Genomic DNA, 18,754 nt, shown 5'->3' with positions numbered 1-18,754 from the left:
CATCCGGGCGCGAGCCGTACCCATCGGGGGCCGCGAGCTACCTGCGGCGCCCGCCCAGGCCCTCGTCCCTGGCCCTGGCCACGGCGCCGGCCCGGTCGGGCACGCCGAGCTTGGCGAAGATGTTCGACACGTGGTTGCGCACGGTCTTCTCGCTGAGGAACAGCCGCGCCGCGATGGCCTGGTTGGTCAGCCCGGCCGCGACCAGGTCGAGCACCTCCACCTCACGCTCGGTCAGCTCGGGCAGCGGGCGCGGGCGCGCCTGCGCGGACGCCAGCGCGGCCAGCACCCGGCTGCCCGTCGCGGCCCCGAACACCACCTGGCCGGCCGTCACCGACTCCAGCGACCGGACGATCTCCGCCGGCGTCGCCTCCTTCAGCAGGTAGCCGCGCGCCCCGGCGCGGATCGCGGCCAGGACGGTCTCGTCGTCCGACAGCATGGTCAGCACCAGCACCGCCACGCCGGGCAGGAACGCCAGGATCCGGCCGGTGGCCTCCACGCCGCTGATGCCGGGCAGGTGCAGGTCCATCAGGATCACGTCGGGCGTGGCCGAACGCGCCAGCTCGATCGCCTCCTCGCCGCTGCCCGCGACGCCGGCCACCGTCACCTCCGGCAGGTCGCCGAGCAGCGCGACCAGCCCCTCGGCGAACACCGGGTGGTCCTCCACCACCAGCACCCTGATCACCGCTCCACCGCCGGGCCCGTGGTCATGAGACCGCCAGCGGCAGCCGGACCAGCAGGCTGGTGCCCGCGCCGTCGCCGGTGGTCAGCTCGAAGGTGCCGTCCAGCTCCTCCGAGCGCCGCTTCATCGACGCCAGGCCGAAGCCGCGCCTGGCCGGGGCCATGACGCCGACGCCGTCGTCGTCCACGCGCAGCTCCAGCGTGTCGGCGGCGCGCAGCCGCACCGTGCAGCGGGAGGCGCGGGCGTGCCTGGCCGCGTTCGTCAGCGCCTCGGCGGTGATCCGGTACGCGGCCAGTTCCACCTGTGCGGGCAGCGCGGGCAGGTCGGGCTGCGCGTCCACCTCGACCGCCAGGTCGCCGGCGAAGCCCCGGCCGAGCTCGGCCAGCGCGCCGGCCAGGCCCAGGTCGTCCAGGGGCGGCGGGCGCAGGTCGTGCACGATGGCGCGGACGTCCTCGACCGTCCCTCTGATCCGGGTGGACAGGTCGGCCATGAGCAGGCCCGCGGCCTCCGGGTCGCTGCCGACCAGCCGGCGGCCGCGATCGACGCCGAGGGCCAGGGCGGCCAGCGTCGGCCCGAGCCCGTCGTGCAGCTCGTGCAGCAGCCGGTCGCGTTCCTCCTGGCGGGCGGCGAGCAGCCGGTCGCGCGAGCGGGCCAGGTCGGCCGCCAGCCGGTGCGCGTGCACGGCCACGGCCAGGTGCGGGGTCAGCTCCGCGAGCAGGTTCAGGTCCCTGCGGCGCAGGCGCTCGCCCACCACCAGCGTGCCGACGCGCTCGCCCCGGTGGTGCAGCGGCACCGGGTCGGCCACCGCGCCGGGGCCGCCCCAGCGGGCCACCACCGTGCCGGACTCCTCGACGGCCACGTAGGGCACCCGCAGCGCCCGGCCCAGCTCGGCGCACATGCGTTCCAGCAGGTCCCCGGCCGCTCCGGCGGCCGACAGCCGTTCTCCGAGCCTGCGCAGCGCCGCCGCGGGGTCGTCGCGGTCGCCGTACACGAGCTTGTTGGCGGCGATCGCCGCCCGCCGGTACAGGGGGTGCACGGCCAGCGCCACGAGCGCCGCCGTCGCCCCCGAGCCCAGCACGTCACCCAGCCAGTACGCCACCGCCAGGTACCCGGCCAGCAGCACCACGCCCGCCGCGCCGAACGCCAGCGCCCGGGACAGCAGCAGATCGACGTCCCACAGCCGGTGCGCGACCACGGCCACGCACACCGACACCGGCAGCGGCACGGCCGCGGCCGCCGCGATCCACGGCCCGGCGGGCACGGCCAGCGCCAGGCCCAGCAGCACCACCGTGAGCAGCGCCGCCGCCAGCACCCACTGCAGCCGGCGCCGCACCACCGGATCCGCCCGCCGGTAACGCGCCACCAGCGAGCACACCGCGGCGGCCACCGCGGCGAACGTCAACGCCAGGCCGGCCGCCCTGACGACCGGCGGGAACCCGGACAGGCCGGACAGCACGCCCGTGTAGCCCGGCGGGTACATGCCGGCCACGTCCACGACCGTGACGGGGCGCAGCGCCCAGTCCAGCGTGTTCGCCGCGATCCCGGCCCAGGCCAGGGCCGCCGCCGGCCACCAGCGGCGCGACGGGAGCGCGCCGTCGGGGAAGATCAGCGGGAAGAGCGTCGGGACGGCGAGATACGCGGGCACCCACAGCCAGTTCGACAACCACATCGCCCAGTCGTCGCCCGGCAGCCCGGGGGCGGCGCCGTTGATGCCGAGCAGGCCGTACGCGCCCAGGGCCAGCCCCAAAGCCTGGGCCGCGCCGACGAACACCATCAGCCAGCCGACCCGCACCGCCGCCCGCTGCGTCACCACCAGCACGCCGGGCAGCCCGAACGCGAGCGCCGCGACCGCGCGGAAGGCGTCGTAACGTTCCACGAACCCGGTGACGCCGAGCTCCCGCAGTCGCGGCTCGACGGCGAGCGCGCCGGCGACCAGCACCAGCAGCAGGCTCCCCGCCGCCACACCACGCCACGCCGATTTGTCCATCACGAGGGGAATCGTGTCATTGGTCCGGTCCCGTCGTCACGGGACGAGATGTCCCTTCCGTCGCAGGACCCGGGACTCATGACGCCCGCTTCCACCTCCGCCGATCCTCGGAACACCCACGATTTTCCGAGGAGAGAGCCATGTCGTCCCGACCCTTCGCCACCGCCCTGCTCGCCGGGGTCTGCCTGCTGCTGGTCATGGACCTGGTGGGCGCGGTCATCTCGGTGCGCACCGGGCTGAGCCCCGGCCTGCTGGAGGCGCTGGGCCCGACGGCCCGGCTGTCCGCGCCGATCCCGATGATGCTCGCCCAGGCGATCCTGGTCGTCGGCGCCACCCACGACCGGCCCGCGCTGGCCGTGCCCGCGGGGGCGCTGCTGGCGGTGACGGGCGTGCTGGCGTTCGTCTCGGGCTTCTTCGACGGCGGGTACGCCGCCGAGCTGGACCCCGGGCAGCGCGCCTACCAGGTGGCGCTGGTCGCCACGCACCTGGCGGTGGGCGGGGTGGCCGCGCTCCGCGTCTTCCGCCTGCTGCGCTGAGCGGAAGGTTGGCGGGGTGTTGGGCGACGGCGGGGTGTGCCCGGCGCGAGGGATGGGCAGGCCCGTAGCGGGAAGTGGGGCGATACCGTCATTTCCGCCACGAGCCGGGAGGTCGCCGATGATCCTCCGCAGCGGCAGCGGCGCACTCGTCCGCGACGATCGCGGCCGGGAGCTGATCGACGCCACCGCCGGGCTCGGCCCCTGCCTGGCCGGTCACGGCCGGGCCGAGCTGGCCGACGCGGCGGCCGCACAGCTGCGTACGCTCGCCGCGTTCCCCGGCCAGGCGGGCGAGCCCGCCGCCCGCCTGCGCGACAGGCTGGCCGCTCTCGTGCGCGAACACCTCGCCCAGGACGGCGACGTGCTGTTCACCCCGGGCGCCGACGCGGCCAGGCGGCTGGCGGCCGAGCTCGCCAGGCAGGCCTGGCGACGGGCGGGCGCCCCGGACCGCGTCAGGATCCTTTCCGCCGGGCCTGGCGACCTGGAACGGGCCGTGGCGGAGGCGGGCCCGGGCCGGTCGGCCGCGCTCAGCGTCGAACCGGGGCCGGGACCGGTGGACTGGCCCCTGGTACGGGAGCTCAGGGACCGGTACGACCTGCTGCTCATCGCCGACGAGACCACCACCGGACTCGGCAGGACCGGCGCCTGGTTCGGCTCCGCCCGCCACGTGCTCACCCCGGACCTCGTGATCACCGGCGATTCCCTGACCAGCGGATACCTTCCGCTGGGCGCGGTGATCACCACCGCGCGAACCGCGCCGCCCCGCGACGAGAGGCCGCCAGAAGAGACGCCGGCCGGCGAGACGACGGCGAGCCTCTGTCACGCCGCCGCGGCCGCCGCCGCCCTGGCCAACCTGGACCTCATCGAGCGCGACGACCTGCCCGCCCGCGCCGCCGACCTGGGGGAGCGGATGCTCGGCGAGTTGGCGCCGCTGGCCGAGCTGCCCGGGGTCGCCGCCGTGCGCGGGGCCGGGCTCATGATCGTCATCGACCTCGACACCCCCGCGCTCGACCTGCGTGACCGGGCGCTGCGCGCGGGCGTCCTGCTGCCCTGGTCGCCCGAGCGGGTCGTGCTCACCCCGCCTCTGGTGATCACCGACGAGCAGGCGGCACACGTCACCGGGCTGCTGAACGTGGAGATCGCCCGCCACACGCTGGCCACCGTCTGATGCGCCCCGTACGCGAACCCGTCCGTACGGTGAACAATGTCGTGAACCGCCGTCGAGCACGTACGACGGAACAGCGTTGAGGAGATCGGCATGAGCATCACGTCCTACCAGGTGACCGACCCCGTGGCCGAGCACGGCGAGGGCCCCGTGTGGTCCGCCGGCTGGGGCGGCCTGCGGTGGGTCGACATGCTGGCGGGCGACGTGCTGGCGCTCGAACCCGGCGGCGCGGTCCGCCGCCGCCACGTCGGCGCGATCGCCGCCGTCGTGCGCCCGCGCGCCGCCGGCGGGTTCCTGGTGGCCGGGGAGCGCGAACTGCTGCTGGCCGACTCCGACGACCTGGACGCCCCGCTGCGCTCGCTCGGCGAGGAATGGACCGATCCCGAGGTCAGGATGAACGAGGGCGGCTGCGACCCCGACGGCCGCTTCTACATCGGCAGCATGAGCTACTCGGCGGAACCCGGGCGCGGCACGTTCTACGTGACCGAGCCCGACGGCTCGCTGCGCGTGGTGCTGCCCGAGGTGACCATCTCCAACGGCTTCGACTTCAGCCCGGACGGCACCCGCGCCTACTACACCGACACCCCCACCGGCCGGGTGGACGTCTTCGACTACGACCGGGACGAGGGCCTGACCGGCCGCCGCCCGTTCGCCGTCGTCGACCCCGCCCAGGGCACCCCGGACGGCCTGACCGTGGACGCCGAGGGCGGCGTCTGGGTGGCGCTGTGGGACGGCGCCGCGGTGCACCGCTACGACCAGGACGGAAAGCTGGACGCGGTCGTGACGTTGCCCGTCCCCAAGATCACGGCGGTCGCCTTCGGCGGCGACGACCTCGGCACGCTCTACATCACCACGTCCGCGCTCGGCGTCGACAGGGCCGCGCAGCCGTCGGCCGGCGCCCTGTTCGCGGCCGAACCCGGCGTCACCGGCCGCCCGGTCCTGCCCACCACGCTCTGATCCCGCCTCACGCGCGGCCGTGATGCCCCGCGTCTCGCGCGCGGCCGTGATGCCCCTGGCCACGGGTGGGGTTCGCGTAAAGCGTCGTTCTCTGGGCAGGAGGCACGAAGACCTCGTTGGTGAGCCGAGCCGGCTCCGCGCCACCAGGCGCGAGACCGCCGGCCGGCCCGAAGGGTGATCGCCTGGAACCTGTACGACCCGGCCGAGACCGCTGAGCACCCGCTCGCGGCGCCGCACCCCCGGCGACACCCGCTCACCCGCCTTCAGGCGACCCGCGCCCACCCGGCGCCGGCGGTCGCCTGCCTACCGTCCCCCCACCAGACCCGGAGAACGATGCCTTTAGAAACCGGAGACCACGCTCAGATCACACGAATCAGCAACCCGTTCGGCCTACGCGTGTCAGGCGAGATCGACGTCGGCAACCTGGCGACGCTCGTCCGGGCGTTACGCTGGGCGGTCCGCGTCAGCGGCCAGGACATCAGGCTCGACCTCGCCGGCCTGACCTTCATCGACGTGGCCGGCCTGCGGTTCATCGTCGCGGTGGCGGCCGGCCTGCCGCCCGGCCGCAGTATCGTACTCGACGCGGTGCCGCCGCACGTACGGCGCCTGATGACCCTGGTCGGCTGGGACCGCGCGCCCGGGCTGGCGTTCACCGGGGCCGACCCCGACCGCCCCGGCTCCCGGCCGACCGAGCCGACCACGTGAGCCGCCGTTCACCAGCGGTGGTGCACCTGCGGGCGGATCAGCTCGTCGTAGACTTCGCGCACGGCCGCCGGCGTCGCCTCGGGCAGCGGCGGCAGCGCGGCCGCCGCCGCGTTGGCCCTGGCCTGGGCGGCGTTGCGGGCGCCCGGGATGACCACGCTGACGCCCGGCTGGTCGAGCACCCAGCGCAGCGCGAACTGGGTCATGGTCAGCTCCTCTGGCACCAGCGGCGCCAGCTTGCGCACCGCCTCCAGGCCGGTGGCGAAGTCCACGCCGGAGAACGTCTCGCCCACGTCGAACGCCTCGCCGCGCCGGTTGAAGGTGCGGTGGTCGTCCGGGCCGAACCGTGACTTCTCGTCGTACCTGCCCGAGAGCAGGCCGCTGGCCAGCGGCACCCTGGCGATGATGCCCACCCCGGCGGCGCGGGCGGCCGGCAGGACGCGCTCCAGCGGCTTGAGCCTGAAGGCGTTCAGGATGATCTGCACGGTGGCCACGCCCGGCCTGGCGATCGCGGTCAGCGCCTGCTCGCAGGTCTCCACGCTCACGCCGTACGCGGCGATGCCGCCTTCCGCGACCAGCGTGTCGAGCGCGTCGAACACCTCGCCGCTGGAGTAGACGGGCGTGGGCGGGCAGTGGAGCTGGACCAGGTCGATGGTGTCGACGCCGAGGTTCTCGCGCGAGCGCCCGGTCCAGGCGCGGAAGCCGGCCATCACGTAGTTCTCCGGCAGCTGGGCCGTCCTGCGGCCCATCTTGGTGGCCACGGTCAGCCCCGGGTGCTCCTTGGCGAAGCGGCCGACGATCCGCTCGCTGCGGCCGTCGCCGTACACGTCGGCGGTGTCGAGGAAGGTCACGCCCCGCTCTACGGCGGCCTCCAGGGTGGCGCGCGCCTCGTCCTCGCGCACCTCGCCCCAGTCGGCGCCGAGCTGCCAGGTGCCCAGCCCGACCACGCCGACCTGCCGTCCCGTACGTCCGAGTACGCGCGTCTCCACGGCGAACCCCCGCCTTCCTCTTCGTCCACTAGGCTTCACGGATTATGTCCCACGGTCCCGCGGGGCGTTCACGCGACGGGGAGTCAGCGGCATGAGCGAGTGGATCGAGAGGTCGAAACGGCTGTACGAGCGCGCGGTCTACGCGGGCGACGAGGGGGCGCTGTCCGAGTCCGCACGCGAGCTCGACGCGGTCGAGGCCGCCCTGGCCCTGGCCCGAGGCCGGGTCCTGCACGTGCGGTTCCTCGACGAGCGCCGCCCCGATCCGGCCGCGCTGGCCCTGTTCGAGCGCGCGCTGAGCCTGTACCAGGCGCTGGGCGACGCCCGGGGCGAGGCGGCGGCGCTGTTCTGGGTGGGCTGCTACCACCAGGTCGTCGAGGGCGACCACGACACGGCCGTCCCGCTGCTGGAACGCTCACGTGACCTGGCCGACGGCGACACGGACATCCGCGCGGAAGCGCTGCGGCACCTGGGCATCGCCGACCATGCCGCCGGCCGCTACGACTCCGCCAAGCGGAACCTGGAGGAGTCCAGCCGGCTGCGCCGCGAGATCGGCCTGCTGCCCGGCGTCGCGGCCAACATGGTCGGGCTGATCCACATCGCGCTCGCCGAGGGCCGCCGCGACGACGCGCTCGACCTGGCCGAGCGGGCCCGCGCGATCGCCGTGGAGTGCGGGGCCGAGCGCGTCGTGGCCTTCGTGGACGAGGCCAGGGCGCAGCTCGGCTGACCGGCCACCCTCATCGGCGGGCCAGCTTGAGTACGGCGCCGACCACCTCGGGCCCGGTCAGCAGTGACAGGTCGTTGTGCCCGGCCCCGGCCACCTCGACCACTTCCACCGGCCCGCCGGCGGACTCGGCGGCCCGCCTGCTGAGCTCCGGCGGGACGATCGTGTCGCCGGAGCCGTACACGACCACGGTGGGCACGCGGACGCCGGCGAGCTGTTCCGCGAGCGGGAAACGGTCCCGCAGCAGCGTCCCGACCGGCAGGAACGGGTAGTTCACCCGGCCCGCCGCGGCCAGGTCGGTGAACGGGGAACGCAGCACCAGCCCGTCCGGCGGGCGCCGGGTGGCCAGGCGCGTCACCACCGCCGCGCCCAGGCTCTCGCCGAAGTAGACGACCCGCGAGCCGCCGGCGGCGTCCAGGAAGCGGCGGGCGGCCAGGGCGTCGAGGTGCAGGCCCTCCTCGTCCGGGCCGCCCGGGTTGCCGCCGTAGCCGCGGTAGTCCATGAGCAGCACCGGATGCCCGTGCGCGGCCAGGGCCACGGCCAGCGGCGCCCGGTGCCGCCGGTTGCCCGCGTTGCCGCCCGCGATCAGCACGCTCACCGGGTGCGTGCCGGGGACGTACCAGGCGCCGAGCCGGAGCCCGTCCTCGGTCACCAGCGTGACGTCACGAGCCCCGGGGATCACCGCGGCGGCGGGCGGCGCGGCCGACGTGTCGGGCAGGTAGATCAGCCGCCGCTGGAACACCCACAACAACCCGAGCAGCAGCACCGGCACCGCGAGGACGACGAGCAGGACGCGCATGCCGCCAGTCCACCACGGCTCACCAGGACGCGGAGGCCGGGATCAGAGCTTCCTGCCGATGGCGGCGTACGCGCCGGAGATCGTCCCGCTCGGCGCCGGCTCCTCGGGACGCCACGCGAAGGTCGTGATCAGACCCGGCTCGACCAGCGCGTACCCCTCGAAGAAGCGGGCGATCTCGGGCCCGGACCGGTTCGTCAGCTTGATCGCGCCCGGGCTCTGGTACGACTCCTCGAACGCGCCCAGGATCTCCGGCTGGAAGTCGGCCGTGGTGTGCGTGAGGGCCAGGTGGCTGCCCCGGCAGGTGGCGTCGCTGTACTGCTTGACCACGCCCCAGGGGTCCTGCTCGTCGGTGAAGTACATGAGCACGCCGATGACGATCACCGCGACCGGCTGGGAGAAGTCGAGCGTCTCCAGCGTGCGCGGGTGCTTGAGCACGCTCTCCGGTTCGAGCATGTCGGCCTCGATGTAGGCGGTACGTCCCTCAGGGGTGCCGCGCAGCAGCGCCCGGGCGTGGTTCATCACGATGGGGTCGTTGTCCACGTACACCACGCGGGCGTTCGGGTTGACCGCCTGGGCCACCTCGTGCGTGTTGCCCTGGGTGGGGATGCCGGTGCCCAGGTCGAGGAACTGCGTCACCCCCTGCTCGGCCAGGTGGCGCACCGCTCTGCCGAGGAAGGCCCGGTTCTCCTTGACCCCCTCCACCAGCCCGGTCGTCTGTGCGAGCACCTGCTCGGCCACCGCGCGGTCGGCTTCGTAGTTGTCCTTGCCGCCGAGCAGATAGTCGTACACGCGGGCCGGATGCGGCACAGAGGTGTTGATTCTCGCCAGGGCCTGCTCCACATCCCGGTCGTTGCCCACACAAACCTCCATAAGAGACACGTTTTACGCATCGTAGCCGCCGTCGATCTTCGAGGAGGGAAGAAACGCCAACCTCTACAAGTCCAGCGCGGAGCCGCCGAATCTGTCGCGCAGGAAGCGTCCCTGGTCGCGCAGCGCCTGCTCGTCGCCGCGGTGCACGGCGTCGGCGACCTTGCGCAGCTCGCCGTCGAGCAGCGCGAGCTGGGCCAGCAGCTCCTCGTGCGCGCTGCGCCGCAGGCCCGCGCGCCGGGTCAGCGCGTAGCGGCGCGGCAGGTTCGCGTACGCCTCCAGGCTCGCCGGCAGGTAGCCGCGGATCGTCTGCGACACCACGTGCAACTGATCCGGGGACGAGGTCAGCTGCTCGGCCCGCGCCAGGATGCCCTCAAGCACCTCGGCCAGCGCTCGGACGCCCGCCAGCACGTCATCGGGGAATCGGCCGTCGATCCGGCCGAGCAGCCCGGCCAGGTCGGCCCGCAGGGCCCGCGTCTCCACCTCGGCGTGCGAGATCGTCAGCCTGACCCGGTCGGACGGCGCGAGCAGCGCGCCCACCCCGTACAGGCCGGCCACCACCACCGGCCAGAACGCGCCGGTCAGCCCGAGGAAGTGGCCCGCCACGCCGAGCAGCGCCAGCGCCGACCCGGCGATGTTCCTGGTCGAGCCAAGATAGCGCAGCACCCGGTCACTGGTAGCCACGGATCTCCTTGAACGCCGCGCTCAGCGAGCCCGACCTGGCGTCGAAGACGGCGCCGCCGGTCAGCTCGGCCACCTGCCGCATCTCCTCGTCGTCGCTCTCGCCGAACAGCACCACGAACGTCGGTATCGCGCGCCGCTCCTGGGGCAGCGACCGGTGGTAGGCGGCGAAGGCCGCGAAGTCGGAGCCGTCGGTGTTCTCGCCGTCGGTCATCAGCACGACCGAGCCGTAGTGCCCGGGGGTGACCGGCTGGTCGTAGGCGGCCCGCAGCCCGTCGTAGATCGCGGTGCCGCCGGCCGCGTCCAGCCCCCGCGCGTACTCCTTGATCCGGGTGAGCACCGGCTCCGGGTCCCGGTCAGGGACGACGAACGGCGTCGGCGTGCCCGCCGTGCCGTTGAACGGGATCATCGTCACCGACTCGCGGTTGCTGAACCGGGTGAAGGCGCCGGAGGCGGAACCGTCCGCGCCGGTCAGCGTGACCAGGGCCTGGCGCAGCGCCTCGATCCGCGTGCCACGCATCGACCCGGACGTGTCCAGCACGAACCTGGCCTGCGCCGGCACCCGCACCTCGTTCAGATACGTGCTGATCAGCTCGTCGGCGGCGGCCCGGCGGTTCGGGAACGGCAACTCGATGAGCTGGGCGGCGCCGAAGCGGTCGTCCGGCCGCACCTCGGGCACGATCGGCCGGCGATGGGTGCCGGTCATGATCTCCCGCTGCACCTGCGGGGTACGCAGCCAGGCGGTCAGCCTGTCGTACAGCGCCTTCTTGGCCGGGGGAGCGGCGGCCAGCAGCGTGAGCGGGTAGTCGGCGCTCACCACCCCGTCACTCGGATAGATCAGGGTCAGCGGCTCGCGCTGGCCGAGCAGCACCGACTCGTAGTTGATCATCCCGTCCACGGCCGGGTTCCTGGCGTAGGCGTCGGCCAGCCAGCCCGACGAGCCGGCCGTCAGCCGCTGCGCCGAGAAGAACCGCTTGAGCCTGGGCGTCACCGTCCTGATCTGGTCGGTGCCGAGCGCGGCGTCGGCGTCCGACAGCGCCGCCGCCACCCCGACCAGGGCGGAGAAACCCGAGTTGGACGAGGCCGGGTTGGTCATGCCGAAGCCGAACCGCCCCCGCTCGGCGGCCATGGCGATGTCCGTCCAGGTCACCGGCTGCTTGTCCCAGCCCAGCTCGGCGGCCTTGCCCGGCTTGAGCCCCAGCACCACCGGGGAGGCCATGATCTTGGTCTGGGTGGACAGCCTGGCCTGCGCGCCGTCGATCAGCGACAGGTAGCGGTTGGCGGAGAACCAGATCGCGTCGGCGTCGGCCCGGCCGTTCGCGACCTGCTCGGCGCCGTCCAGCGTGCCGGTGTACGTCAGCTCCACCCGCACCCCGGGCGCCCGCGCCAGCAGCGGCTCCAGGTCCTTGATCTCGCTGCCGGCCAGCACGTGCAGCGTGTCCGGCTCCGCCGCGGTCGAACAGGCGGCGGCGGTCAGGAGCAGCGGGATCAGGACGGCCGCGAGCGCCCGCCTCATCGCTCGTCCTCCCTGGCCCGCTCCAGGTAGAGCCGGGCGTGCCCGAGCTCGGCGGTCAGGCTGTCGACGGTGGCCGCCATGTTCTCCACGGCCTTGGCCTTGAACGTGTCGATCGTGTCCATGGTGGCGTAGACGTTGTCGAACGCCCGGCGCAACGTGTCCAGGTCCACCGCCGTGCCCGCGGCCTGCGTCTGGATCGCGCCCGCCTGCGTGCGCAGCATCTCGCTGGTGGCCAGGATCAGGTCGTTGGTGGTGGCGTTGAGCGCGGTGATCTGGTCGAGCACCAGCTTCTGCCCGGCCAGCGCCTGCGCCACCGTCACCGCGGTGCGCAGCGCGGCGACCGTGGTCGTGGTGGCCCGGTCCACGCCCTTGCTCAGCTCCAGGTTGTTCTTGCGAACCAGGTCCAGCGCCAGGTAGCCCTGCGCGGACACGGCGAGCTGGGTGAGCAGGTCCTGATGCTTCTGCCGGACGGTGAACAGCGCGTCCGAACGCAGCGCGGTGGCCCGCTGCTCGTCGGCCGCCGCGATCCGCTCCTCCAGCGCCGCGTCGAGCGCCTTGGCCATGACCGCGTACTCCTGCAGCCGGATCATGACCTCCCACAGCCGGGTCTTCTCGCCCTCGATGGCCGCGTTGTCGCGCAGCAGCTCGTCCTGGCCGGACCTGAGCGCGCGGATGATGTCGTCGAGGTGCCGCTGCGCGGAGCGGTACTTGGCGAAGTAGTCGCGCAGCCGGTCGCCGAACGGGATGAGCCCGAGCAGCTTGCGGGTCCCGCCCGAGGTCTGCTTCGGATCCAGGTCGACCACCGTGCGGCGCAGCGCGACCAGCCGGTCGGCCACCCTGGCCTGCGCGTCGGCGCCCTCGCCGCGCGCGGACGACAGCGCGGCGACCGGCCGCCGCAACATCCGGTTCGCCGCCTGCGAGGCGGCCCTGATCTCGGTGTCGCCCATCGCCGAGATGTCGTGCACCCTGCGGGCGAACTCCGGCGAACGCGGGTCGAGCCCGTCCAGCCCGGCGGCGAAGTCGTGGGCCTTCGCGGCCAGCTCGGCGGCCCGTTCCCCGGTCAGCGGCAGCATGCCCGCCGCGGTCTCGGCCGGGATCGCGGCCACCGGCTCGGGCGGCGTCAGCACCAGGTCGGACACGTCATGATCTCCTCACTCGGCCGGCGTTTCGTGGTCAGCGGGCCGCGCCGATGCCGGCGATCAGCTGCTCCAGGTGCTCGTACGCGGGCGGTTCCACCACGTCCACGAGCTGGGCCGCGGCCGGGGCCCGGGTGGCGGCCACCAGGTCGGTGAACGCCTTCGGGTCGGCGGTGCGGAAGCCGTACCTGGCGGCCAGCGCGAGCAGTTCGGGGTCGCGCGTGAGCAGCTCGCCCACGCGCGCGCCCGGCTCGGTGAGCGGGACCAGCGTGTGCTTGCTGTGCACGGTCGGCGACGGGTAGACCAGCCGCATGTCCGGCTTGATCGAACCGTCTCCGGCGAAGACGCGGGCGAGATACTGGGCCTCGTAGATGACGAGCATCGGCGTCTTGCCCGCGCCGAGCGCGAGATAGTCGTCGAACGACGCCTCGCTGGTGGACTCGGAGAAACCCTGGTCGAGCACGGCCGGGGCGAGGACCGGCGCGACCTTCGCCACCTGGGCGGCGGAGCTGATCACGTCGTCGCCGTTGGCCACGTAGCCGATCGCGGCCAGGTACATGGCGGCGGTGTTCGAGGTGCGGACGTCGGTGGTGGTCAGCAGGACCCGTTTACGCGCCGGGTAAACAGAGTTGCCAGGAATTTGATCCCAGCGCGTGCCTTTCTCGGCTATTTCTAGATATTTCTTGATATCGAGGATTTGGTAGCCGTGTCCGGAATCGCGTAGGACGCCGAGGCGGGTGAGCAGGTCCGCGATCGGCTGGAACGTGGCCACCGCCATGGGCGAGTAGAACGGCGCGTACGTACGGGTGGCCCGCCGATCCCGCTTGATCTTCTCCGCCGCCGGGACACTGGACGGGAAGGCGAAGGCGTACCGGCTCAGGTCCACGTCGGTGGCGATCTGCCTGGACCCGGCGGTGTCCACCTCCACCCGCAGCCCATGCTCGGCGAAGACCGCCTTGACCCGCGGATCGTCGAAGAACGGCTTCTTCTCCGAGCCGATGACCCCGCGGGCCACGACCGGCTCGGGGACGCCCGACCCCCGGTTCCCCGCCACGATCGCGGCCACCACGGCCCCGGCGAGCACCACCGCCAGGACCACCCCGACCCATCGCTTCATGGCCCCCCTTTGCCGCCGCATCCCCCGTATTTCGGATTATGGGAGGGCGAATGTGGCGACGGGTGGGGGGACCTCGGGGCTTACGGCAGAATTCATCCGCCGTTCAGAACCGGCCGCTGTTTTCTCGGCGCCTTCGCGGTCGCGGCGCGGCGGGCCTCGACGGCCTGCCTGGTCTCCTCGTCCACCAGGTCGTGGTTGACGGCGAACGCCGCCGCGGCGCCCATCCCGGCCGCCGAGATCACCTGCGCCCGCGGGTCGGCGACGTTCCCCACCGCCCACACCCCGGGGACGCTGGTCAGTCCGGAGCGGTCGGTGGTCACCCAGCCGGACGCGTCCCGTTCGCAGCCCAGGCCGGTCAGCAGGTCGTCGTGCGGGACCATGCGCGGGAAGACGAACACCGCCGCGCGCGGCACCACCGTCCCGTCGGCCAGCTCGACCCCGCGCAGCCGGTCGCCGTCCACGGCCAGCCGCTTGACCTCGCCCTCGACGATCCGCACGTCACGCGCGGCGAGCTGTTCGCGCTCGTCGTCGGACAGCTCCAGCCGGTGCGGGAAGAGGACCAGGTCGGACGACCACTGACGGAGCATCAGCGCCTGCTGCACCGCGCCCTGCGTGGCGCCGAGCACGCCGAGCGGCTCGTCGCACACCTCATATCCGTGGCAGTACGGGCAGTGCAGCAGGTCCTTGCCCCACCGCTCGCGCACGCCGGGCAGATCGGGCAGCTCGTCACGCAGCCCCGTGGACACCACCAGACGGCGAGCCCGCAGCACCGGGCCGCCGGACAGGTGCACCTGGTAGCCGGGTTCGCCGGCCTGGGCCTCCAGGCGGTCGACCCGGCCCTCGATCAGCCGCACGCCGTACCCGGTGACCTCGGCCCGGCCGGCCTCCAGCAGGTGGCCGGGGTTCATGCCGTCACGCGACAGGAAGCCCTGCATGTGTTCGGCCGGCGCGTTGCGCGGCCGCCCGGCGTCGGCCACGGCCACCTTGCGCCTGGCCCGGCCCAGCACCAGCGCCGCGCTCAGCCCGGCCGCGCCGCCACCCACGATCACCACGTCATATCGGGATTCATCATCGCTCTTCATGCTGCTCAGCTTGCGCCAGCGCCCGCTGGAACGACAACATCTGTTGCCGTTTCCGGGACGAACGTGTGCAATGGGGCCCGTGGAACACTCGACCCCCATCGCCCAGGCACTCGCCGAGATCGGGCCCAGGCTCAGGCGGCTGCGTGCCGAGCGCGGGATCAGCCTGTCCGCGCTCGCCGAGGCCACCGGCATCTCCAAGAGCACGCTGTCCAGGCTGGAGTCCGGGCAGCGGCGGCCCAGCCTCGAACTGCTGCTGCCGATCTCGCAGGCGCACCAGGTGCCGCTGGACGAGCTGGTCGGCGCGCCCGAGGTGGGCGATCCCCGGGTGCGCCTCAAGGCGCGGCGCGTGAACGGCAACATGGTGTTGCCGCTGACCAGGCAGCCCGGGCCGCTGCAGACGTACAAGATGGTGTTGCCTGCGACGCGTGTGACGCCTGAGCCGTGCACGCACGAGGGTTACGAATGGCTGTACGTGCTGTCCGGGCGGCTGCGGCTGGTGCTGTCCGGCCATGACCTGGTGCTGGGGCCCGGGGAGGTGGCCGAGTTCGACACGCGGCTGCCGCACTGGTTCGGCAGCGCCGGGGACGGGCCTGTCGAGGTGCTCAGCCTGTTCGGGCGGCAAGGTGAACGCATGCACGTCAGGGCCAGGCCCCGGGGCCGGGGGGCGGCTGACGCGGCCGGCTGATGGGGATGGCTTGGGGTGGGAATTACCCAGGCCGGGGGTGTGTTGTACATACCTGGATGCGCGAGATGCCCTCATGTGGGCCCGGCATCCTGGATCGCACTTTGCGAGTGCTTTACCGGATTTGCCCTGCTTTTGGGGCAGAGGTTACCGTTGAAGCATCTTCGGTCGACGTCTCGAGCCCTCAGTGCCGGATGACGTCCTCACCGCGAAATCCCTTTGCACAGGATCGTCCTGTGCCCGCTGAATCCATCCACGCGATGGAACCGGGGACCCATGTGTCCACTCGGGGTGAATCGACATCGTGACTCGGTGTCGTAGGGCAGCTTCCACGCCCGAACCCGTCAGCTAACCCGGTAAGCGGCATGGAAGCTAGGAGTCTTCTGCCTGATGGCCAAGCACCGTCTCACCCCCCGCATCGCCAAGCTCGACCTCGCCCGCCTGGCCCTCGGCGCCGGCGTTCTCGCCACCGCGCTGGGCGCCCACGCCGCCGTCAACGCCGACACCCACACCACCACCGCCCCCGCCGCCACGGTCAAGACCGCCGCCGCCGCCAAGCCCGCGGCCAAGCCTGAGGAGGCGAAGGTCAAGGTCAGCGCCGCGCAGGTGCTCGACACCGCCCGCTCGCAGGTGGGTGTGAAGGAGAACGCCCAGGGTGGCGGTACCAAGTTCCAGCAGTGGTACGCCTCCTCGACCCGTGGTGGCGAGACCGCCGCCCGTGACGGCGGCGCCCGCGCCGACTACCTGAATGCCGCCTGGTGTTCGATGTTCGTCTCCTGGGTCGGTGAGCACACCGGCGCCCGCGCCCAGATCGGCTGGGACGCCTACACCGTCTCGCACGCGAAGTGGTTCAAGGACAACGGCCGCTTCGGCAGCCAGGCCAAGCCCGGCTCCGTGGTGTTCTTCTCCTGGAAGGGCGGCAAGGACCTGAGCGACATCCAGCATGTCGGCTTCGTGGTCAAGGACAACGGTGACGGCACGATCTCCACGATCGAGGGCAACACCGGCAACGGCAAGGTCGAGGAGCGCAAGCGCCCCACCAGCCAGGTCGTCGGTTACGGTTACCCGAACTACGCCGCCTAAGAATCAGCAACGACAGCGCGCATCCCACCACCACGGGGTGCGCGCTTTCGCGCGTCTCGGGGTGTGCGCTTCACGTGTCCCTCGGGGCAACACGGACGGCTCTTGCCTGGTTACCGAACGTCGGCCTTCAATGATCCCGAACCCGGGTGCTCTAGGAGGAGCCGACACGCAGGTCACAGGCACCCGCCAGCATCCTGACGATCGGCCACCCTCGTCACTGAGTTTCCGCCTAACCCGTTTATGGAAGGCATCACTGGTTCCTGGAAAGACCCGACTGGGTTCTGGGGGAATCTCACCAGGTTTCCGGTAGGCCTCGCTGTATCCGGTAGGCCTCGCTGTATCCGGTAGGCCTCGCTGTATCCGGTAGGCCTCGCTGTATCCGGTAGGCCTCGCTGTATCCGGTAGGCCTCGCTGTATCCGGTAGGCCCACTGGCATCCCGGTAGACCCCACGGAGTTCCGGAAGGCCCCACGGAGTTCCGGAAGGGGCTTCACTGGGTTTCCTGGGCGCCGAGTTCCCTGAAAGGGCTCAGCCGACTTCCGGAAGTGCCTCACCTAGGCTTCCGGAAGTCTTTGCCAGTTTCCGGAGCCTCACCGGTGGTCTTGGAGGTATCGCCGGTCACTTGCGGGGGCGTTGGGCGGCAGCCCCAAGGAAGACGCCCGAGCGAAGCGAGGACCACGCAGTTCGGGGTCGAAGGGGCGCAGCCCCTGGGAAACGCTGCCCGAAGCCCCCATCGCGCGAAGCGCGCCCCCGGGCGAAGGACCTTGCCCTTCGGGGGGTGACAAGCGGGGCGGCCGGGTTACGACGGGGTGATGATCTCTGGTCCCGTGTCCGTCACGAGGATGTCGTCCTCGTAGTTTGCCCCGCCCACCATCGGCAGCGCGATCCGCCGTTCCAGTGCCACGCACATCCCGGCCTCGACCCGCTCGTCCGCGTACGCCCCGTCCTCCGCGATCCACGGCGGCTCGAACGACAGCCCGAGCCCGTGCCCCCAGGCCCCGCCGAGTTGCGAGTCCGGCCGGCCGTGCCTGGCGACGAAGGCGGATCGGTCGAAGACCTCCTGGCACCTGCGCGCAACCTCGCCGAACCGCCGTCCTGGGCGCAGGATCTCAACGCCGGCCAGCACGCTGTCCCGGACGGCGTCCAGGAGCGCGCGTTGTTCGGCCGTGGGCTCCGTCCCGACCACTGTGGTGCGGGCGAGATCGAACAGGTACCCGCCGAGCGACCCGTACAGGTCCATTCTGAACAGATCGCCCACGGCGAGCCGCCGCTCGGCCGAGTACGGCGCGGGCCCGGACGCGGCGAAGGTGTGGGAGGCGGCGCCCGACGAGACGCCCATCCCGTAGTAGGCGCCGCCGCCCCGGACGATCTCGGCGACGGCGGCCGCCGCGGACTCCGCCTCGGTGGCCCCGGGCACGGCGGCGTCCAGCGCGGCCCGCATGGCGCGGGCGCCGAGTGTGCCGGCGGCTCTGAGCAGGTCCTGTTCGGCCGGGCTCTTGATCCGGCGCATCCGGTGGCCCAGGTCGTCGGCGCCGACGAGTTCGTGGCCGGGCAGCACGGAACGCAGCCGGCACCACCACGGTGCCCCCATCGCCGCGCAGCCGAGGACGCCGACGCGCCCCGGCGGGAGCGTGAGCCGGATCTGCTCGCCCAGCGCATCGACCGGGAAGGGGGTGTTCAGGCGGGCGGCGGCCGGCTGCGGGTCCTGCGATTCGCCGTCGCCGGTGAGCAGGAGTGCGGGGCCGTCCACGGGCAGCAGCAGCGCGGCGTGGCCCTGGGCCTGCCAGCGGCCCGGCTCGTCGGGGACGGCGGGCTGGTGCTGGTAGAAGCCGGTGAGGTAGTAGACGTCGGCGTAGTGGTCGTGGGTGGAGCCGCCCCGCGACCAGGCCAGCACGCCGCGCAGCCCGGCGCCGGCGGCCAGGCGTCTGAGCTCGTCCTGGCGTCGTTCGTACTCCTCCCGCACATCGTGGCACCTTCCCCGGTTCGTCCGTTCTCACCCGTTCGTCGCCGCACGGCGCGCTCTTGCGACCGTCCACTCGCCGCCGTATGCTCGTATACG

General features: G+C 72.8%; 18 protein-coding genes and 1 riboswitch. Of the genes, 7 read left to right on the top strand and 11 right to left on the bottom strand.

The annotated features are described in order from the left end of the window. Positions 1-37: 37 nt before the first annotated feature. Together HII36_RS26300 and HII36_RS26295 are read right to left on the bottom strand one after the other, a co-directional pair. Positions 38-682 (bottom strand): response regulator transcription factor, encoded by a 645-nt coding sequence (locus HII36_RS26300; protein WP_328807902.1) that lies wholly within the window; start codon positions 680-682, stop codon positions 38-40. Between the two features lie 22 nt (positions 683-704). After that, complete coding sequence (locus tag HII36_RS26295) at positions 705-2,666, bottom strand: sensor histidine kinase (protein ID WP_236003882.1); 1,962 nt, start codon at positions 2,664-2,666, stop codon at positions 705-707. Positions 2,667-2,806: 140 nt separating this feature from the next. On the opposite strand from HII36_RS26295, the gene HII36_RS26290 reads away from it, so the two are divergent. The 4 genes from HII36_RS26290 to HII36_RS26275 all read left to right on the top strand — a co-directional run bounded on the left by HII36_RS26290 (position 2,807) and on the right by HII36_RS26275 (position 6,026). Beyond that, entirely contained in the window at positions 2,807-3,202 is a 396-nt protein-coding gene (locus HII36_RS26290; RefSeq protein ID WP_173525919.1) for a hypothetical protein, read from the top strand. Positions 3,203-3,320: 118 nt separating this feature from the next. Then, on the top strand, positions 3,321-4,367 hold the full coding sequence (locus HII36_RS26285) for an aminotransferase class III-fold pyridoxal phosphate-dependent enzyme (protein ID WP_173525918.1): 1,047 nt from the start codon (positions 3,321-3,323) through the stop codon (positions 4,365-4,367). A 90-nt stretch (positions 4,368-4,457) separates the two neighbouring features. Next, on the top strand, positions 4,458-5,321 hold the full coding sequence (locus tag HII36_RS26280; protein ID WP_173525917.1) for an SMP-30/gluconolactonase/LRE family protein: 864 nt from the start codon (positions 4,458-4,460) through the stop codon (positions 5,319-5,321). Between the two features lie 333 nt (positions 5,322-5,654). After that, positions 5,655-6,026 carry an STAS domain-containing protein gene (locus HII36_RS26275; protein WP_236003875.1) on the top strand — a complete coding sequence of 124 codons (372 nt, stop codon included), beginning with the start codon at positions 5,655-5,657 and terminating at the stop codon, positions 6,024-6,026. 8 nt (positions 6,027-6,034) lie between these two features. On the opposite strand, the gene HII36_RS26270 is transcribed toward HII36_RS26275, so the two are convergent. Continuing rightward, positions 6,035-7,012: an aldo/keto reductase gene (locus tag HII36_RS26270; protein ID WP_173525915.1), complete on the bottom strand. Its 978-nt coding sequence runs from the start codon at positions 7,010-7,012 to the stop codon at positions 6,035-6,037. 91 nt (positions 7,013-7,103) lie between these two features. On the opposite strand from HII36_RS26270, the gene HII36_RS26265 reads away from it, so the two are divergent. Then, positions 7,104-7,736 carry a tetratricopeptide repeat protein gene (locus tag HII36_RS26265; RefSeq protein ID WP_173525914.1) on the top strand — a complete coding sequence of 211 codons (633 nt, stop codon included), beginning with the start codon at positions 7,104-7,106 and terminating at the stop codon, positions 7,734-7,736. A 10-nt stretch (positions 7,737-7,746) separates the two neighbouring features. Here the strand turns inward: HII36_RS26265 and HII36_RS26260 are convergent, their stop codons facing one another. From HII36_RS26260 to HII36_RS26230, 7 genes are all read right to left on the bottom strand, one after another. Then, on the bottom strand, positions 7,747-8,532 hold the full coding sequence (locus tag HII36_RS26260; RefSeq protein ID WP_173525913.1) for an alpha/beta hydrolase: 786 nt from the start codon (positions 8,530-8,532) through the stop codon (positions 7,747-7,749). A gap of 42 nt (positions 8,533-8,574) precedes the next feature. Continuing rightward, complete coding sequence (locus HII36_RS26255) at positions 8,575-9,390, bottom strand: SAM-dependent methyltransferase (RefSeq protein ID WP_328807901.1); 816 nt, start codon at positions 9,388-9,390, stop codon at positions 8,575-8,577. Between the two features lie 75 nt (positions 9,391-9,465). After that, a complete protein-coding gene (locus tag HII36_RS26250; protein ID WP_173525911.1) occupies positions 9,466-10,083 on the bottom strand; it encodes a hypothetical protein in 618 nt (205 codons plus the stop codon). Further along, on the bottom strand, positions 10,070-11,596 hold the full coding sequence (locus tag HII36_RS26245) for a substrate-binding domain-containing protein (protein WP_173525910.1): 1,527 nt from the start codon (positions 11,594-11,596) through the stop codon (positions 10,070-10,072). The genes HII36_RS26250 and HII36_RS26245 overlap by 14 nt, the downstream gene beginning before the upstream one ends. Next, entirely contained in the window at positions 11,593-12,735 is a 1,143-nt protein-coding gene (locus HII36_RS26240; protein WP_328807900.1) for a toxic anion resistance protein, read from the bottom strand. Before HII36_RS26240 ends, HII36_RS26245 begins: the two co-directional genes overlap by 4 nt. A 34-nt stretch (positions 12,736-12,769) precedes the next feature. Then, entirely contained in the window at positions 12,770-13,849 is a 1,080-nt protein-coding gene (locus tag HII36_RS26235; RefSeq protein WP_173525909.1) for a hypothetical protein, read from the bottom strand. Positions 13,850-13,941: 92 nt separating this feature from the next. After that, the gene (locus HII36_RS26230; protein ID WP_173525908.1) at positions 13,942-14,931 is read right to left on the bottom strand and encodes an NAD(P)/FAD-dependent oxidoreductase; all 990 of its coding nucleotides are present in this window, start codon (positions 14,929-14,931) and stop codon (positions 13,942-13,944) included. Positions 14,932-15,010: 79 nt separating this feature from the next. Here HII36_RS26230 and HII36_RS26225 point away from each other — a divergent pair, with 79 nt between their 5' ends. Together HII36_RS26225 and HII36_RS26220 are read left to right on the top strand one after the other, a co-directional pair. After that, positions 15,011-15,616 carry a helix-turn-helix domain-containing protein gene (locus HII36_RS26225; RefSeq protein WP_328807899.1) on the top strand — a complete coding sequence of 202 codons (606 nt, stop codon included), beginning with the start codon at positions 15,011-15,013 and terminating at the stop codon, positions 15,614-15,616. A 228-nt stretch (positions 15,617-15,844) separates the two neighbouring features. Then, a riboswitch (cyclic di-AMP (ydaO/yuaA leader) is annotated at positions 15,845-15,991 on the top strand. A 12-nt stretch (positions 15,992-16,003) separates the two neighbouring features. Beyond that, a complete protein-coding gene (locus HII36_RS26220; RefSeq protein ID WP_173525906.1) occupies positions 16,004-16,696 on the top strand; it encodes a CHAP domain-containing protein in 693 nt (230 codons plus the stop codon). A gap of 798 nt (positions 16,697-17,494) precedes the next feature. On the opposite strand, the gene HII36_RS58775 is transcribed toward HII36_RS26220, so the two are convergent. Beyond that, positions 17,495-18,658 (bottom strand): M24 family metallopeptidase, encoded by a 1,164-nt coding sequence (locus tag HII36_RS58775; protein ID WP_173525905.1) that lies wholly within the window; start codon positions 18,656-18,658, stop codon positions 17,495-17,497. Positions 18,659-18,754 lie beyond the last annotated feature (96 nt).

The organism is Nonomuraea antri, assembly GCF_013283785.1.
In the GTDB taxonomy this organism is placed as follows: Bacteria; Actinomycetota; Actinomycetes; order Streptosporangiales; family Streptosporangiaceae; genus Nonomuraea; species Nonomuraea antri.
Note: the sequence above shows the minus strand (reverse complement) of the source record. Positions and strands in the feature narration are given on the sequence as shown.

Excerpts from the sequence above, each read along its gene's own strand:
- HII36_RS26235 (WP_173525909.1), bottom strand. The coding sequence starts at position 13,849 with ATGAAGCGATGGGTCGGGGTGGTCCTGGCGGTGGTGCTCGCCGGGGCC.
- HII36_RS26220 (WP_173525906.1), top strand. The coding sequence starts at position 16,004 with ATGGCCAAGCACCGTCTCACCCCCCGCATCGCCAAGCTCGACCTCGCC.
- HII36_RS26245 (WP_173525910.1), bottom strand. The coding sequence starts at position 11,596 with ATGAGGCGGGCGCTCGCGGCCGTCCTGATCCCGCTGCTCCTGACCGCC.
- HII36_RS26260 (WP_173525913.1), bottom strand. The coding sequence starts at position 8,532 with ATGCGCGTCCTGCTCGTCGTCCTCGCGGTGCCGGTGCTGCTGCTCGGG.
- HII36_RS26275 (WP_236003875.1), top strand. The coding sequence starts at position 5,655 with ATGCCTTTAGAAACCGGAGACCACGCTCAGATCACACGAATCAGCAAC.
- HII36_RS26230 (WP_173525908.1), bottom strand. The coding sequence starts at position 14,931 with ATGAAGAGCGATGATGAATCCCGATATGACGTGGTGATCGTGGGTGGC.
- HII36_RS26290 (WP_173525919.1), top strand. The coding sequence starts at position 2,807 with ATGTCGTCCCGACCCTTCGCCACCGCCCTGCTCGCCGGGGTCTGCCTG.
- HII36_RS26285 (WP_173525918.1), top strand. The coding sequence starts at position 3,321 with ATGATCCTCCGCAGCGGCAGCGGCGCACTCGTCCGCGACGATCGCGGC.
- HII36_RS26295 (WP_236003882.1), bottom strand. The coding sequence starts at position 2,666 with ATGGACAAATCGGCGTGGCGTGGTGTGGCGGCGGGGAGCCTGCTGCTG.
- HII36_RS26280 (WP_173525917.1), top strand. The coding sequence starts at position 4,458 with ATGAGCATCACGTCCTACCAGGTGACCGACCCCGTGGCCGAGCACGGC.
- HII36_RS26265 (WP_173525914.1), top strand. The coding sequence starts at position 7,104 with ATGAGCGAGTGGATCGAGAGGTCGAAACGGCTGTACGAGCGCGCGGTC.